The following is a 14159-nucleotide window of genomic DNA, read 5'->3' as shown; positions in this document are numbered from 1 at the left end:
CCAAGATGAGTACTCGGCTTGGAAAACTGGTCGAACGCTTGGGAGGTCGGCTGATAGGAAATGCGGAGCTGGAAATATCCGGCATCGCACCTCTGGACCAAGCAAGCACGTCACAGATCACCTTTCTCTCCAATCCCAAGTTTCGTGACCAGGCGGCGCGCACCTCCGCTGCAGCCCTGATCCTGTCGGATGCCGATGACAAGGTCATCGGCGCTTCCTATTCCGGCGCTCGTATCGTTACGGACAGTCCGTACGTGTATTTCGCCAAGGCTGCGCAATTCTTCGCAGATGAAAAGGCGATCCCCGTCGTGCCCGGCATCCATCCGAGCGCCTGCGTGGATCCGAGCGCGCAAATCGCTGCCACTGCCTGCATCGGGCCGCAAGTCACGGTCGAAGCCGGCGCGGTTATCGCCGATGGCGCTGTCATTGACGCCGGCTGCTTCATCGGCCGGAATGCAAAAGTCGGTGCCGGGACCCATTTCTTTGCACGAGTCGTGTTCCACTCCGGCTGTGAAATCGGTGCGCGCGGCATCATTCAATCCGGCGTGGTAATCGGCGGCGACGGCTTCGGTTTCGCAAATGAAAAGGGAAGATGGATCAAGATTCCCCAGACCGGCCGGGTAGTGATCGGGGACGACGTGGAAATCGGCGCCAACACCACGATCGACCGAGGCGCCATGGCCGATACTGTCATCGAGGATGGCGTCAAGCTCGACAATCTGATCCAGATCGGCCACAACTGCCATATCGGCGCGCATACCGCAATGGCCGGCTGTGTCGGAATCGCGGGCAGCGCCAGGATAGGCAAATACTGTACTGTCGGCGGCGCAGCGATGATAGCCGGGCATTTGACCATTGCCGACCGTGTGCACGTCACTGCAGGCACACTGGTGTCCCGCTCCATTCTTGAACCTGGCGAGTATGCAGGCTTTTATCCGTTTGCGAAAAAGGCAGACTGGGAAAAATCTGCGGCACTTGTCCGTCAACTGACCACGATGCGTGAGAAAATCCGCGACCTGGAAAAAACCGTCAAATCGCTTACCGATAAAAGCAATGAATAGTCTCGACATCAACCAAATCAAACAATACCTGCCGCACCGTTATCCGCTGCTCCTGGTCGACCGCGTACTCAACTGGGAATCGGGCAAGACGATTACCGCAATCAAGAATGTTACAGTGAACGAAGAGTTCTTCAACGGCCATTTCCCGCACAAGCCGGTCATGCCCGGTGTCTTGATGATCGAGGCGCTTGCCCAGACGGCCGCCTTGCTGTCCTTCCTGACTGCAGGCCGCAAGCCCGACGACCAGAGCGTGGTGTATTTCGTCGGCATCGACGGCGCCCGTTTCAAGCGTCCAGTCGAGCCGGGCGACCAGCTGAAGATGGATGTGGAACTGCTTCGCAGCACGCGCGGCATCTGGAAATACAAGGCCCAGGGTACGGTCAACGGGCAACTGGCGGTTGAAGCCGAACTGATGTGCACGATGCGCAGCGTAAACGACGCCAGCCAGCCAGTGGAGCAGTAATGGCACGTATTCACCCAACGGCGATTGTCGACCGCAATGCCTTATTGGACGAGTCGGTCGAAGTCGGTGCCTATTCGATCATCGGCCCCAATGTCCGTATCGGAGCCCGGACCAGGATTGGTCCGCATGTGGTGATCGACGGGCATACCACCATCGGATGCGACAATAACTTTTTCCAGTTCTGTTCGATCGGCGGAACGCCGCAGGACAAGAAGTACGCAGGCGAGCCGACGCGACTGGTGATCGGCGATCGCAATACGATTCGGGAATTTTGCACATTCAATCTGGGCACGGCGCAGGATGAAGGCATCACCAGCCTCGGCAACGACAACCTGATACTGGCCTACGTCCATCTCGCGCATGACTGCCGGGTCGGCAATCACACCATTTTTTCCAACAACGCCACGTTGGCAGGGCATGTCCATGTCGGCGACTGGGCCATCCTGAGCGGCTTTGCGGCCGTCCACCAGTTTTGCAAGATCGGCCCGCATGCCTTCATCGGCATGAACACCAGCCTCACGCAGGATGTGCCGCCTTTTGTGCTGGCTTCGGGCCATCCTGCCGCTGCGCACGGCGTGAATCTCGAAGGGCTCAAGCGCCGCGGCTTCACCCGTGAACAGATCGGCGCCATACGCAATGCCTACAAGACGATCTACAAGTCTGGCCTGACGCTGGAAGAGGCGAAGGCGGCGCTGGCCAGAAACGAAGCAGTTGCCGGCCCCGAGCTGGTGCCGCACCTGCGCCTGATCCGTTCATTCCTTGACACAGCAAGCCGTGGCATCGTCCGCTAAGACTTCGATTGCAATGGTCGCTGGCGAAAGTTCCGGCGACCTGCTGGCAAGTCGCCTGCTGTCCGGTCTGCTGCCGGAGCTTCCCGATGCGGAGATTCATGGCATTGGCGGCCCGAAGATGGCGGAATACGGATTCAAGAGCCACTGGCCGATGGAAAAGCTGTCGGTGCGCGGCCTGTTCGAAGTCCTGGCGCATTACCGTGAAATCAAGGGTATCCAGAGCGCGCTGCGCGACAAGCTGCTCGCGGAAAAGCCTGCGGTGTTCATCGGCGTCGATGCGCCCGATTTCAACTTTGGCCTGGAAATGCAGCTGAAGCAGGCCGGCATACCCACCATGCATTTCATCGGACCATCGATCTGGGCATGGCGCGGCGGCCGCATCAAGAAGATCCAGAAGGCGGTGTCGCACATGCTGGTGGTCTTTCCGTTCGAGGAAGAGATCTACCGCAAGGCCGGCGTCCCGGTGACCTATGTCGGCTACCCTCTGGCGGAAGTGATTCCTATGGAACCCGATGTGCAGGCGGCGCGCAGCGCACTCGGACTGCCCGCCGATGCCACTGTCGTCACCATCATGCCAGGCAGCCGCATGTCGGAACTGAAGTACAACACCGCGGCCTTCATCGGGGCGGCGCGCCTGCTCGCGCAACGCGATCCGAGCTTGCGTTTCGTGGTGCCCATGGCAGGGAACAAGCAGCGCCATTACTTCGATGCGCTGATTGCAGAGGCGGACTTGAACGATGTTCCTTTACAGTTGCTCGAAGGCCGCTCCCATGTGGCCATCGCAGCCGCCGATGCGGTGCTGGTTGCCTCCGGGACGGCCACGCTTGAAGTGGCCTTGTTCAAGAAGCCGATGGTAATTGCCTACAAAATGATGCGCGCATCGTGGGAAATTCTGCGGCATATGGGATACCAGCCGTGGGTCGGTTTGCCGAATATTCTCGCACGCGAGTTTGTCGTTCCGGAATTGTTGCAGGATGCCGCGACGCCCGAGGCATTGGCAGACGCATTGTGGCAGCAATTACGCGATGATTCCCATCGGGAGCGATTGCGGCAACGTTTTGCCGACATGCACGGAACGCTGTTGCGTGACACGGCCAAGGAAAGTGCGCAGGCGGTGCTGGAACTGATTCGCCAGAGGCAGGAGCGACCGTGAAAAAGCAGGCGGCGAGTCTGCCGCTGTTCACCCATGCCGGCAAAATGCTGTGCGGCGTGGATGAGGCCGGAAGAGGGCCGCTGGCCGGGCCGGTATTCGCCGCGGCTGTCATCCTCGATCCATCGAAACCCATTGCGGGATTGCGCGACTCCAAAAAATTGTCGGAAGCGCGACGCGACGCCCTGGCAATCGAGATCAAGGAAAAGGCGCTGGCATGGTCGATTGCCCTCTGCACCGAGGAGGAAATCGATGCTCTCAACATCCTGCAGGCAACCATGCTGGCCATGCGACGAGCCGTCGAAGACCTGCATATCAAGCCGGACCTGGCCCTCATCGATGGCAATCGCTGTCCGGTGCTGCAGATACGTTCCGAAGCCATCATCCAGGGGGATGACAAGGTGCCGGCGATTTCCGCGGCCTCGATTCTGGCCAAAACGGCCAGGGATGCCGCATTGATGGTGTTGCACGAGCGTTATCCGCATTACGCTTTCGACCAGCACAAGGGTTATCCGACAGCGCTGCATTTGCAGCGCCTGCGGGAGCACGGAGTATCTCCAGTCCACCGCAAATCCTATGCTCCGGTGAGGGCCTTGCTCAACATCGCTCAGGAGCCGCGTGCCACCCAGGGCGAGGTCGCTTGAAAACATGGCAGCCAAGCTGATCACTTCGCGGGAAAATCCCTTTTACAAGGAATTGAAGCATCTTGCGACCAGTTCGCAGGCCCGGCGCAAGGCAGGGCGCAGCCTGCTGGATGGGGTTCACCTGTGCCAGACATACCTTGAGCAGTTAGGCCTTCCGCCAATCTCGGTGGCAAGCGAATCTTCGCTTGACCATCCGGAAGTGGCTGCCTTGCTGGAACGATGCAGCCGTGGCGACACGCGACAGGTCGTTTTGCCCGATGCTCTGTATGCGCCGATAAGCCAGGTGGAACACGGAGTCGGCTTGCTGTTCGTGGTTGATACGCCCGTCAATCCAAGTCCTGCAGCCATCACTCGCTCAGCCGTGTTGCTCGACAACTTGCAGGACCCGGGTAACCTTGGCTCCATCCTGCGCAGTGCTGCAGCTGCCGGGATCAGCGACGTGTTCTGCGGCAAGGGAACCGCCTTCGCCTGGTCGCCGAAGGTGCTGCGCGCCGGCATGGGCGCGCACTTTTTTCTGAATATCTTTGAAAATGTCGATCTGGCCGAGTTGATGCAAAACAGCCGGATTCCGGTGTTGGCAACTTCCTCACACGCATCTACGCCGCTCTACGAGGCCGACTTGCGTCAACCGGTGGCCTGGCTGTTCGGGCATGAGGGGCAAGGTGTCGCGGACGAATTGATGGCACTGTCAACACGACAATTGTCGATTCCACACCTTGGCAAGATTGAATCTCTGAACGTCGCGGCGAGCGCCGCCGTTTGCTTCTTTGAACAGGTCCGCCAGCGAGCCGGCAAATAAACAGGCGACGCGGCCTTGTCAGGCTGCCGGGGAAGGCAGAGCACCGGGGCGCAATGGTGCATAGACCAGACCCGGCTCCACGTACAGTTCATCATCCCTTACGGTGGCCCGATATTCTTCAGGACAGGCGCGATCAAATTCGTAGCAACGGCCATCAAACTTGGCAAATCGGTATATCGCCGCTCCCTTGTAACTGCCAATTCTTTCCGTGACGCTTTCGGGATGATCGAATCCTGACCGTAAAGCCAAGTGACCTTTTTGCCGTTTGCCCCTCCGCTTGAGGCTTTCAATATCCGATTCGACGCGGCCTAATCCATCCTTGAGCGCCCAGAAGAAGAACAGCAGTCCTCCCCACAAAACCAGTTCGAGCAATAATGCATCCACTTGAAACACTCCGATTCGACATGTCTTAATCATCAAAAATAAGACTGTAAGGAATGTGTAAGGTTTCTTCGAAAATACTTTTTCTCGCCGTGGAAAACAAAAAAGTCGCCTGCAAATGCCTGGCGGCCTGGTCTTTAATGCAAATCGATCAATACCCGCGCTTGCTTGACTTGATCTCCTGAAGAATCATGGCAGCGATTTCTTCGATCGATTTGGTGGTTGACGACATCCAGCGAATTCCCTCCCGCTGCATCATCTTTTCCGCTTCGTTCACTTCGTATCGGCAGTTTTCCAGCGATGCATACTTGCTGCCCGGCCGGCGCTCGTTGCGCACCTCAGCCAGGCGGTCCGGGGCAATCGACAAGCCGAAAATCTTTTTCTTGTATGACATGAGGTCGCCGGGCAGTTTGCCTCGTTCGAAATCTTCCGGAATCAAGGGATAGTTCGCCGCCTTGATGCCGTACTGCATGGCGAGATACAGACTGGTCGGGGTTTTGCCGGAGCGGGAAACACCGACGAGGATCACATCGGCGGCAGACAGATTCTGATTGGACTGGCCGTCATCATGGGCCAGGGAAAAATTGATTGCTTCGATCCGGTTTTTGTAATCTTCGGAATCGGCAATGTTATGGCTGCGGCCAACGGTATGGGTCGACTTGACGCCTAGTTCCTGTTCCAGCGGCTCGACGAAGGTCTGGATCAGATCCATATGCATGCCATTTGATTGCCGCACCACGGTGGACAACTCCGCCTTTACCAGAGTTGAAAACACAATCGGGCGCTTGCCATCCGTCTCGCACGCCTCGTTGATTTCGCGCACGGCATCGTATGCCTTGTCGAGCGTGTCGATGAATGGCAGGCGGACCTGTTTGAACCGCAATTCAAACTGGGTCAATACGGAATGCCCAAAAGTCTCGGCCGTGATGCCAGTGCCGTCGGATACAAAAAATACGGTGCGGTCGGCGGGTGGATGAAGGGCTGAAAGATCTGACATAAAGAATCTGTATGCAAGTCAAGGAAAAATGGGAATCGGGAGGGCAAAACCCAATTGCGACATGTAAAATGATGGCAAGCAGATGAGCGCATGCCGCCTCGTCAGAAGAATAACAAAAAGAGCCGGGCCGCGAATGCGCCGCAAAAGATTTCTCATCATCAAACTAGGGGTTTTTATGTCCAACGCAGTACAAAACGGGGTTTCCCGGGAGTCGGCTTATGTCGTCTCCTTCGAGCAACTCAGAATGACGGATGTCGATTCCGTCGGCGGTAAGAATGCATCGCTGGGGGAAATGATCAGCCAGCTGGCTGAAGCGGGAGTAAGGGTGCCGGGCGGCTTTGCCACCACAGCTCAGGCTTTCCGTGATTTCCTCGCCCACAGCCCTGACAAGGGAGCGACGCTCGGACAGCGCATTGCTGATCGCCTTGCGTCGCTTAACATCGACGATGTCCGAGCGCTGGCGGAAGCGGGCGCTGAAATCCGTAAGTGGATCATCGACACGCCTTTCCAGCCGCGCCTAGAGCAGGAAATCCGCGAATACTACCAACGGCTCGTCACCGAATCCGCGGCCGAAATGTCGTTTGCCGTGCGCTCTTCGGCGACCGCTGAGGATTTGCCAGATGCATCATTTGCCGGACAGCAGGAAACCTTCCTGAACGTAGTCGGCATCGACAATGTCCTGGAAGCGATCAAGCATGTGTTTGCGTCGCTCTATAACGACCGCGCGATTTCCTACCGCGTGCACAAAGGCTTTACCCATGCCGAAGTCGCGCTCTCGGCCGGGGTGCAGCGTATGGTGCGTTCTGACGTCGGCGCTGCCGGTGTCATGTTCACCCTGGATACCGAATCCGGCTTCAAGGATGTGGTGTTCATCACTTCCAGCTACGGCCTTGGCGAGACGGTGGTGCAGGGCGCGGTCAATCCGGACGAGTTTTATGTGCACAAGCCGATGCTCGAGCAGGGCAAGCTGCCCATCATCCGGCGCAACATCGGTTCCAAGCTGATCAAGATGGAGTTCACCGGCGAGGCCAAGGCCGGGCGCTCGGTGAAGACGGTGGATGTGCCGATCGAGCTGCGCAATCGTTACTCCCTGACCGACAAGGAAATCGTCGAGCTCGCGAAGTATGCGGTCATCATCGAGAAGCACTATGGACGCCCGATGGACATCGAGTGGGGCAAGGATGGGCGTGACGGCAAGCTCTACATCCTGCAGGCGCGTCCGGAGACCGTGAAGTCGCAGCAGACTGCCAGTGATTCCCAGCAGCGCTTCAAGCTGAAAGGCTCGGGTACCGTGCTCGCCGCCGGCCGCGCGATTGGTCAGAAGATCGGTGCGGGCCCGGTACGAGTGATCCGCGATCCGGCGGAAATGGAACGCGTGCAGCCGGGAGACGTGCTGGTGGCCGACATGACGGACCCGAACTGGGAACCGGTGATGAAGCGCGCATCGGCCATCGTCACCAACCGCGGCGGTCGCACCTGCCATGCTGCCATCATTGCGCGCGAGCTCGGCGTGCCTGCCGTGGTGGGATGCGGCAATGCTACCGACATGCTCAAGGATGGCACGCTGGTAACGGTGTCCTGCGCTGAAGGCGATGAAGGCAAGATCTATGACGGCTTGCTGGAAACCGAAGTGTCGGAAGTGCCGCGCAGCGAATTGCCGTCGATTCCGACCAAGATCATGATGAACGTTGGCAATCCACAACTGGCATTTGATTTCCAAGCCATTCCGAATGGCGGCGTTGGACTGGCACGACTGGAATTCATCATCAACAATAACATCGGCGTGCATCCGAAGGCGATCCTGGAATACCCGGGCATCGATGCCGACCTGAAGAAGGCGGTCGAGTCGGTCGCGCGTGGTCATGCATCGCCGCGCGCATTCTACGTCGACAAGCTGGCCGAAGGCATTGCCACCATTGCCGCCGCTTTCTGGCCAAAGCCGGTAATTGTGCGCATGTCCGATTTCAAGTCGAATGAATACAAGAAGCTGATCGGCGGTTCCCGCTACGAGCCGGACGAAGAAAATCCGATGCTCGGCTTCCGCGGCGCGGCGCGCTACCTTGCAGAGGATTTCGCTGAAGCCTTCCAGATGGAATGCGAAGCGATGAAGCGGGTGCGCAATGACATGGGCCTGACCAACGTCGAAATCATGGTGCCATTCGTGCGTACGCTCGGCCAGGCAGAAAAAGTCGTCAATCTGCTGGCGAAGAATGGATTGAAGCGCGGCGAAAACGGCTTGCGCCTGATCATGATGTGCGAAGTACCGTCGAACGCCATTCTCGCGGAACAGTTCCTGCAGTATTTCGACGGCTTCTCCATTGGTTCGAATGACCTGACTCAGCTCACTCTCGGCTTGGATCGCGATTCGGGCATGGAACTGCTGGCTGCGGATTTCGACGAGCGGGATGAGGCGGTGAAAGCTTTGCTCTCGCGTGCCATTGCTGCCTGCCGCGCGCAGGGCAAATACATTGGCATCTGCGGCCAGGGCCCTTCGGATCATCCGGATTTTGCGGAATGGCTGATGAAGGAAGGGATTGAGTCGATCTCGCTCAATCCTGACACCGTCATCGATACCTGGCAGAAGCTGGCGTCGCTTTCCTGACCAGGTCCTTTGGCCAACGGGACAAAAAGCGGGCTTCATGCCCGCTTTTTGCTATGAGCAAGCTGTTGTAAGGCGACAAATGACAGTGCCGAATTTATTGGAAGCAGAGAAATTTTGGATTAGACTAAAGCCAGTTTATTTTCGAATAACAACCAACAAAAATAGTTGTTTCCGTTGGTTTGAACCCCCGGCACTTTCGGTCCCGGGGGTTTTTCTTTTCGAGGAAGCATCAATCGCGTGAGGAGAGAGAAGCAATGTCTGAATGGATCCTGTGGTTCATAACGGCAGGGGTGACGATAATTCTCGAGTTGTTCACCGGTACTTTTTATCTGCTGATGATCGGCCTCGGGCTTGCAGTAGGCGGCATTGCGGCTCTTGCGGGGGCTGAAGGTATTGTTCAATTGCTGGTGGCGGCGATTGTCGGCATGCTTGCGACGACCAGCCTGCGCCGTATTAAGGCCGGAAGAGAAGGAAAGGTCGATGCGGCGCGGGATCCGAATGTGAACCTCGATATTGGGCAACAGATCAGCGTCGATGCCTGGCATGGCAGCGGGGGCAGAAACACTGCCCGAGTTCCGTACCGCGGCGCGATGTGGGATGTCGAACTGCAATCGGGCACGGATCCGCATCCGGGGCTCTTCATCATCCGCGAGATAAGAGGGAGCCGCCTGATCGTCGGCAACAACAGAGCGGACAGCAACTGACAAGGGAGAAAACAATGGGATTCAGCCTCGGCAATCTTGGCCTGGTAATCTTTATTCTGGCAATCGTCTTCGTGTTCAAGACGATTAATGTCGTGCCCCAGCAGCATGCCTGGGTCGTTGAACGTTTCGGGAAATACCATGCGACGCTGGGGCCTGGCCTGAATATCGTCCTGCCGTTTATTGACCGTATCGCCTACAAGCATTCGCTCAAGGAAATCCCGCTCGATGTTCCGAGCCAGGTTTGCATTACCAAGGACAATACCCAACTGCAGGTGGACGGCATCCTCTATTTTCAGGTAACCGATCCGATGCGTGCGTCCTACGGCTCATCGAATTACATTATGGCGATCACGCAGCTCGCGCAGACCACGTTGCGATCCGTGATCGGCAGGATGGAGCTCGACAAGACCTTCGAGGAGCGCGACCACATCAACAAGACCGTCGTCAGCGCGATCGATGAATCCGCAGCGAACTGGGGCGTGAAGGTATTGCGCTACGAGATCAAGGACTTGACGCCGCCCAAGGAGATCCTGCACGCGATGCAGGCACAGATTACCGCCGAGCGCGAAAAGCGGGCCCTGATTGCCGCATCGGAAGGGCGCAGGCAGGAACAGATCAATATCGCCAACGGCGAACGGGAGGCTGCAATCGCCAAGTCGGAAGGGGAAAAGCAGGCTGCGATCAACCGCGCTCAAGGCCAGGCCGCCGCTATTCTCGCCATTGCAGAGGCAAGCGCCGAAGCCTTGCGCAAGACGGGAGCCGCCATCCGCGAACCGGGCGGCTCCGATGCGGTCAACCTGAAAGTTGCCGAGCAATACGTAAATGCCTTCGCTCAGCTGGCAAAGACCAACAACTCGATCATTGTCCCGGCCAACATGAGCGATATCAGCGGGCTAATTGCGGGAGCAATGCAGGTCGTGAAGTCGCAGCAGCCGAGATAAGCGCGCGGCGGACTACGATAGGCGAGTGGTAGCTCGCCTATCGCCTTATTGGGAATTCGATCGGAATCGCGGCGATCAGCGCTGGTGCTGCTTCAGGATTGTTTGTTTTTCCCTCTGCCAATCGCGCTGCTTTTCGCTTTCGCGCTTGTCATGCTGTTTCTTGCCTTTTGCCAGCCCGACTTCGCACTTGACCCGGCCACGGGTGTAATGGAGATTGAGAGGCACCAAGGTATAGCCGGCACGCTCGACTTTTCCGATCAGCCTCTTGATTTCCTCTTCCTTGAGGAGCAGTTTGCGGGTACGGACCGGGTCCGGGGAAACATGGGTCGATGCCGTGGGCAAGGGGCTGATGTGGGCGCCGAACAGGAATACTTCTCCCTGGCGCACGATGACGTAGGCTTCCTTGAGCTGCACGCGGCCGGCGCGGATGGACTTCACCTCCCATCCCTCCAGCACCATGCCCGCCTCATAGCGTTCCTCGATGAAGTAATCGAAGAAGGCTTTTTTATTGTCAACAATGGTCATGGCTTCGGAAAAAGGGCGGGTCGGTTAAAATCTTGGCTTCACATTTTATCAAACGGTACCCATTCGATGGCAGTCGTACACAAATCCGTGCTCTTGGGTTACAGCGCAGAACAGATGTTCAAGCTCGTCGATCGGGTCGAGGACTACCCGAAATTCCTGCCCTGGTGCGATGGCGTCGATGTCCTGCAGCGCGAGGACAATAGACTGGTAGCGACCCTGCGCATCAACTATCACGGCGTCAAGCAGAAGTTCACGACCGAAAACACCAATGCGCCACCATCCCTGATGAAGATGAAACTGGTCGAAGGGCCTTTCAAGCATCTGGACGGCACCTGGACATTCAAGTCCTTGCGCGAGGATGCATGCAAAATCGAGTTCGACCTGCACTACGAGTTTTCGAGCAGGATACTGGAGCAGATCATCGGCCCGGTGTTCAATATGATCGCCAACAGTTTCGTCGACTCCTTCCGCAAGAGGGCAGAGGCGGTGTATGGATGACGCTCCTGATATGGTTCGCGTCCAGGTATCTTACGCGAGGCCGGAGCGGCAGATCTTGCGCGAGCTGCGGGTCGCGCCCGGAACGAGAATTCAGGATGCGATCCGGCAAAGCGGAATACTGACGGAAGTCCCGGATATCGATTTGACCGTGGCCCGCGTCGGGATTTATGGCAAGCTCAAGCCGCTCGATACGGTGCTGCGTGACGGCGATCGGGTGGAGATCTACCGTCCGCTCGTCGCCGATCCGAAGGAGACGCGCCGCAGGCGTGCCCAGAAGGAAGAAAACAAAAAAGCCCGCTGACGGCGGGCTTTTTTGTTGCCTGAACAACTACTACTTGCATTTCTGGAGCAACTGGCCGACTTCCCTGAGTTCATGTGCGCGCTGCTCATCGGTCATGAATGAACGCTCGCCGTTCTGGTCGTTTTGCGCGATCCGCTCGCCGGACTCTAGTGTGCGCTTGTAGTTGCGGGCACGCTCGCAATTCTTGCTGTTTTCGGCGGCAATTTTCGCTTCTTCATTTGCCTTCTTCTCCTTCTCCGCCTGTTCCGTCCTTCGCTTCTGGAATTCGGCATTCTTCTCGGCGGTTGTCATCGGAGCCTTCTTGTCGAGCGACGCCGTCGTCGCGCTTTCATTCGCCGCCTGATCGTTGGCTGCCGGCGCGACCGGTCGCCCACGCTCCTTCAGGATGCGACTCTTGGGTACAGAGGAGGGGGGTGGGATGTCGGAATATTGCTTGACGCCTCTTTCATCGATCCATACGTATTGGGCAAAGGCGGCGCCCGCGAAGCTTGATATTGCAATTGCAAGAATCAGGTGTTTCAGCGAGATCTGTTTCATAGGCGACTTTATGGGCATAAACACAAAAGCGATTTCGCCATGCTTTGAAAGCGGTGTCAACAAATAGTCCGGGTTTTAGCGTTTTCCCGCCCTGAAAACATGCGTCAAAACGACGTATTTGGCGGATTTCTGTATAATTCGCTTTTGCGCCTATAGGAATCACTATGCGTCTACTTCAGAAAGCACTCACGTTCGATGACGTGCTCCTTGTGCCGGCATTTTCGGGCATCCTTCCCAAAGACACCTCCCTCAAAACCCGCCTGACACGCAACATCACGCTGAACATTCCGCTGCTTTCCGCGGCAATGGATACCGTGACCGAGGCTCGTCTTGCCATCGCCATGGCTCAGGAAGGGGGCATCGGCATCATCCACAAGAACCTCACGCCGAAAGAGCAGGCGCGTGAAGTGGCCAAGGTGAAACGCTTCGAGTCCGGTGTGGTGCGCGATCCGATCACGATTCCTCCCACCATGAAGATCCGCGACGTGATCGCGCTCTCGGAACAGCATGGCATCAGTGGTTTTCCCGTCGTCGAAGGCAAGCTGGTAGTTGGGATCATTACCAATCGGGACCTGCGTTTCGAGGAAGAGCTCGACGCGGAAGTGCGCGACAAGATGACGCCGCGCGAAAAGCTGGTGTACGTCAAGGAAGGCGCGGATCTGGCGGAAGCGAAGCGCCTGATGAACAAGCACCGCCTGGAACGCGTCATCGTCGTCAATGACGCATTCGAGCTGCGCGGCCTAATCACCGTGAAGGATATCCAGAAGGCGACGGAGCATCCGGAGGCCGCCAAGGACGAGCATGGCAAGTTGCGCGTCGGTGCTGCGGTTGGCGTGGGACCGGACAATGACGAGCGCATCGACCTGCTGGTCAAGGCCGGCGTCGACGTGATCGTGGTCGATACCGCGCATGGCCACTCCAAAGGCGTGCTGGACCGGGTGAAGTGGGTCAAGAAGAATTACCCGCAGGTCGAGGTCATCGGCGGCAATATTGCGACGGCAGCGGCGGCGATTGCTCTCGTAGAGCATGGCGCGGACGCGGTCAAGGTCGGCATCGGCCCGGGGTCGATCTGCACCACGCGCATCGTGGCTGGCGTTGGTGTGCCTCAGATTACGGCGATTTCGAACGTGGCGGAAGCGCTGAAGGGGACCGGGATTCCCTGCATCGCCGACGGAGGCATTCGCTTCTCCGGCGATGTTGCGAAGGCGCTGGCGGCCGGCGCATCGAGCGTAATGATGGGCAGCATGTTTGCCGGCACGGAAGAAGCGCCGGGCGAAGTGATCCTGTACCAGGGGCGCAGCTACAAGTCGTACCGCGGCATGGGCAGCCTAGGCGCCATGGCGCAGGGATCTGCCGACCGTTATTTCCAGGATGCCGCCAACAATGCCGACAAGCTCGTGCCAGAGGGTATCGAGGGCCGTGTGCCTTACAAGGGCAGCGTCCTGGCAATTCTTTACCAGCTCGTTGGCGGCGTGCGCTCATCCATGGGATATTGCGGTTGTGCCACGATAGACGAGTTCCGGGAAAAGGCTGAATTCGTCGAAATCACGGCAGCCGGCATGCGCGAGTCGCATGTGCATGATGTGCAGATCACCAAAGAGGCGCCCAACTATCGCGCCGACTAAGCGCTGCTGCAGTTCAGGCATTTGCAGAGGCCCGATACGACTGTGTGCCAGCCTGGAATCAGGGTGGCACACAGTCGATGCGGGCTGATGAATTCGCGCAGGTTTCGCACAGTGCGGCAAGGCATGTCCTAAGCACCGAA

At 57.7% G+C, this 14159-nt stretch carries 16 protein-coding genes; 12 read left to right on the top strand and 4 right to left on the bottom strand.

The genetic code is table 11. The features are described from left to right. The first annotated feature begins 5 nt into the window (after positions 1-5). Genes lpxD through HGHM_RS08330 form a run of 6 tightly spaced genes read left to right on the top strand, consistent with a single transcriptional unit; the run spans position 6 to position 4908 of the window. On the top strand, positions 6-1061 hold the full coding sequence (lpxD, locus tag HGHM_RS08355) for a UDP-3-O-(3-hydroxymyristoyl)glucosamine N-acyltransferase (protein WP_019141068.1): 1056 nt from the start codon (positions 6-8) through the stop codon (positions 1059-1061). Next, complete coding sequence (gene fabZ / locus HGHM_RS08350) at positions 1054-1524, top strand: 3-hydroxyacyl-ACP dehydratase FabZ (protein ID WP_019141067.1); 471 nt, start codon at positions 1054-1056, stop codon at positions 1522-1524. Before lpxD ends, fabZ begins: the two co-directional genes overlap by 8 nt. Beyond that, entirely contained in the window at positions 1524-2315 is a 792-nt protein-coding gene (gene lpxA, locus HGHM_RS08345; protein ID WP_019141066.1) for an acyl-ACP--UDP-N-acetylglucosamine O-acyltransferase, read from the top strand. The genes fabZ and lpxA overlap by 1 nt, the downstream gene beginning before the upstream one ends. A 13-nt stretch (positions 2316-2328) precedes the next feature. Next, positions 2329-3468, top strand: coding sequence for a lipid-A-disaccharide synthase (gene lpxB / locus HGHM_RS08340; protein ID WP_019141065.1), 1140 nt, complete (start codon positions 2329-2331; stop codon positions 3466-3468). A gap of 44 nt (positions 3469-3512) precedes the next feature. Further along, entirely contained in the window at positions 3513-4109 is a 597-nt protein-coding gene (rnhB, locus tag HGHM_RS08335; RefSeq protein WP_051155323.1) for a ribonuclease HII, read from the top strand. A 4-nt stretch (positions 4110-4113) separates the two neighbouring features. Continuing rightward, entirely contained in the window at positions 4114-4908 is a 795-nt protein-coding gene (locus tag HGHM_RS08330; protein WP_019141063.1) for a TrmH family RNA methyltransferase, read from the top strand. An 18-nt stretch (positions 4909-4926) separates the two neighbouring features. Here the strand turns inward: HGHM_RS08330 and HGHM_RS08325 are convergent, their stop codons facing one another. After that, complete coding sequence (locus HGHM_RS08325; RefSeq protein WP_148415447.1) at positions 4927-5292, bottom strand: hypothetical protein; 366 nt, start codon at positions 5290-5292, stop codon at positions 4927-4929. 148 nt (positions 5293-5440) lie between these two features. Further along, positions 5441-6286 (bottom strand): posphoenolpyruvate synthetase regulatory kinase/phosphorylase PpsR, encoded by an 846-nt coding sequence (ppsR, locus tag HGHM_RS08320; RefSeq protein ID WP_019141061.1) that lies wholly within the window; start codon positions 6284-6286, stop codon positions 5441-5443. 175 nt (positions 6287-6461) lie between these two features. On the opposite strand from ppsR, the gene ppsA reads away from it, so the two are divergent. From ppsA to HGHM_RS08305, 3 genes are all read left to right on the top strand, one after another. Next, a complete protein-coding gene (gene ppsA / locus HGHM_RS08315) occupies positions 6462-8888 on the top strand; it encodes a phosphoenolpyruvate synthase (protein WP_075111699.1) in 2427 nt (808 codons plus the stop codon). 254 nt (positions 8889-9142) lie between these two features. Further along, positions 9143-9592, top strand: coding sequence for an NfeD family protein (locus HGHM_RS08310; protein WP_019141059.1), 450 nt, complete (start codon positions 9143-9145; stop codon positions 9590-9592). A 14-nt stretch (positions 9593-9606) separates the two neighbouring features. Further along, complete coding sequence (locus HGHM_RS08305; protein ID WP_019141058.1) at positions 9607-10533, top strand: SPFH domain-containing protein; 927 nt, start codon at positions 9607-9609, stop codon at positions 10531-10533. Positions 10534-10608: 75 nt separating this feature from the next. Here HGHM_RS08305 and smpB read toward each other — a convergent pair whose 3' ends face one another. Beyond that, on the bottom strand, positions 10609-11058 hold the full coding sequence (gene smpB / locus HGHM_RS08300) for an SsrA-binding protein SmpB (protein ID WP_019141057.1): 450 nt from the start codon (positions 11056-11058) through the stop codon (positions 10609-10611). 66 nt (positions 11059-11124) lie between these two features. Between smpB and HGHM_RS08295 the strand changes: the two genes are divergently transcribed. Both HGHM_RS08295 and HGHM_RS08290 read left to right on the top strand, forming a co-directional pair. Continuing rightward, on the top strand, positions 11125-11556 hold the full coding sequence (locus tag HGHM_RS08295; RefSeq protein ID WP_019141056.1) for a type II toxin-antitoxin system RatA family toxin: 432 nt from the start codon (positions 11125-11127) through the stop codon (positions 11554-11556). Next, positions 11549-11857, top strand: coding sequence for an RnfH family protein (locus HGHM_RS08290; RefSeq protein WP_026075822.1), 309 nt, complete (start codon positions 11549-11551; stop codon positions 11855-11857). Before HGHM_RS08295 ends, HGHM_RS08290 begins: the two co-directional genes overlap by 8 nt. Before the next feature lie 30 nt (positions 11858-11887). Here the strand turns inward: HGHM_RS08290 and HGHM_RS08285 are convergent, their stop codons facing one another. Further along, positions 11888-12394, bottom strand: a complete 507-nt coding sequence (locus HGHM_RS08285) for a DUF4124 domain-containing protein (protein ID WP_019141054.1) — start codon at positions 12392-12394, stop codon at positions 11888-11890. A 164-nt stretch (positions 12395-12558) separates the two neighbouring features. On the opposite strand from HGHM_RS08285, the gene guaB reads away from it, so the two are divergent. Further along, positions 12559-14019 carry an IMP dehydrogenase gene (gene guaB / locus HGHM_RS08280; protein WP_019141053.1) on the top strand — a complete coding sequence of 487 codons (1461 nt, stop codon included), beginning with the start codon at positions 12559-12561 and terminating at the stop codon, positions 14017-14019. Positions 14020-14159 lie beyond the last annotated feature (140 nt).

Source organism: Noviherbaspirillum massiliense JC206, from assembly GCF_000312045.1.
GTDB lineage: Bacteria > Pseudomonadota > Gammaproteobacteria > Burkholderiales > Burkholderiaceae_D > Noviherbaspirillum > Noviherbaspirillum massiliense.
The sequence above is the reverse complement of the archived record's forward strand: the minus strand, read 5'-3'. Positions and strand labels throughout refer to the sequence as shown.

Coding starts and splice junctions, on each gene's coding strand:
- HGHM_RS08295 (WP_019141056.1), top strand. CDS start 11,125: ATGGCAGTCGTACACAAATCCGTGCTCTTGGGTTACAGCGCAGAACAG.
- HGHM_RS08310 (WP_019141059.1), top strand. CDS start 9,143: ATGTCTGAATGGATCCTGTGGTTCATAACGGCAGGGGTGACGATAATT.
- ppsA (WP_075111699.1), top strand. CDS start 6,462: ATGTCCAACGCAGTACAAAACGGGGTTTCCCGGGAGTCGGCTTATGTC.
- HGHM_RS08290 (WP_026075822.1), top strand. CDS start 11,549: ATGGATGACGCTCCTGATATGGTTCGCGTCCAGGTATCTTACGCGAGG.
- lpxB (WP_019141065.1), top strand. CDS start 2,329: ATGGTCGCTGGCGAAAGTTCCGGCGACCTGCTGGCAAGTCGCCTGCTG.
- HGHM_RS08285 (WP_019141054.1), bottom strand. CDS start 12,394: ATGAAACAGATCTCGCTGAAACACCTGATTCTTGCAATTGCAATATCA.
- smpB (WP_019141057.1), bottom strand. CDS start 11,058: ATGACCATTGTTGACAATAAAAAAGCCTTCTTCGATTACTTCATCGAG.
- HGHM_RS08305 (WP_019141058.1), top strand. CDS start 9,607: ATGGGATTCAGCCTCGGCAATCTTGGCCTGGTAATCTTTATTCTGGCA.
- guaB (WP_019141053.1), top strand. CDS start 12,559: ATGCGTCTACTTCAGAAAGCACTCACGTTCGATGACGTGCTCCTTGTG.
- fabZ (WP_019141067.1), top strand. CDS start 1,054: ATGAATAGTCTCGACATCAACCAAATCAAACAATACCTGCCGCACCGT.
- lpxA (WP_019141066.1), top strand. CDS start 1,524: ATGGCACGTATTCACCCAACGGCGATTGTCGACCGCAATGCCTTATTG.
- HGHM_RS08330 (WP_019141063.1), top strand. CDS start 4,114: ATGGCAGCCAAGCTGATCACTTCGCGGGAAAATCCCTTTTACAAGGAA.
- ppsR (WP_019141061.1), bottom strand. CDS start 6,286: ATGTCAGATCTTTCAGCCCTTCATCCACCCGCCGACCGCACCGTATTT.
- rnhB (WP_051155323.1), top strand. CDS start 3,513: ATGCTGTGCGGCGTGGATGAGGCCGGAAGAGGGCCGCTGGCCGGGCCG.
- lpxD (WP_019141068.1), top strand. CDS start 6: ATGAGTACTCGGCTTGGAAAACTGGTCGAACGCTTGGGAGGTCGGCTG.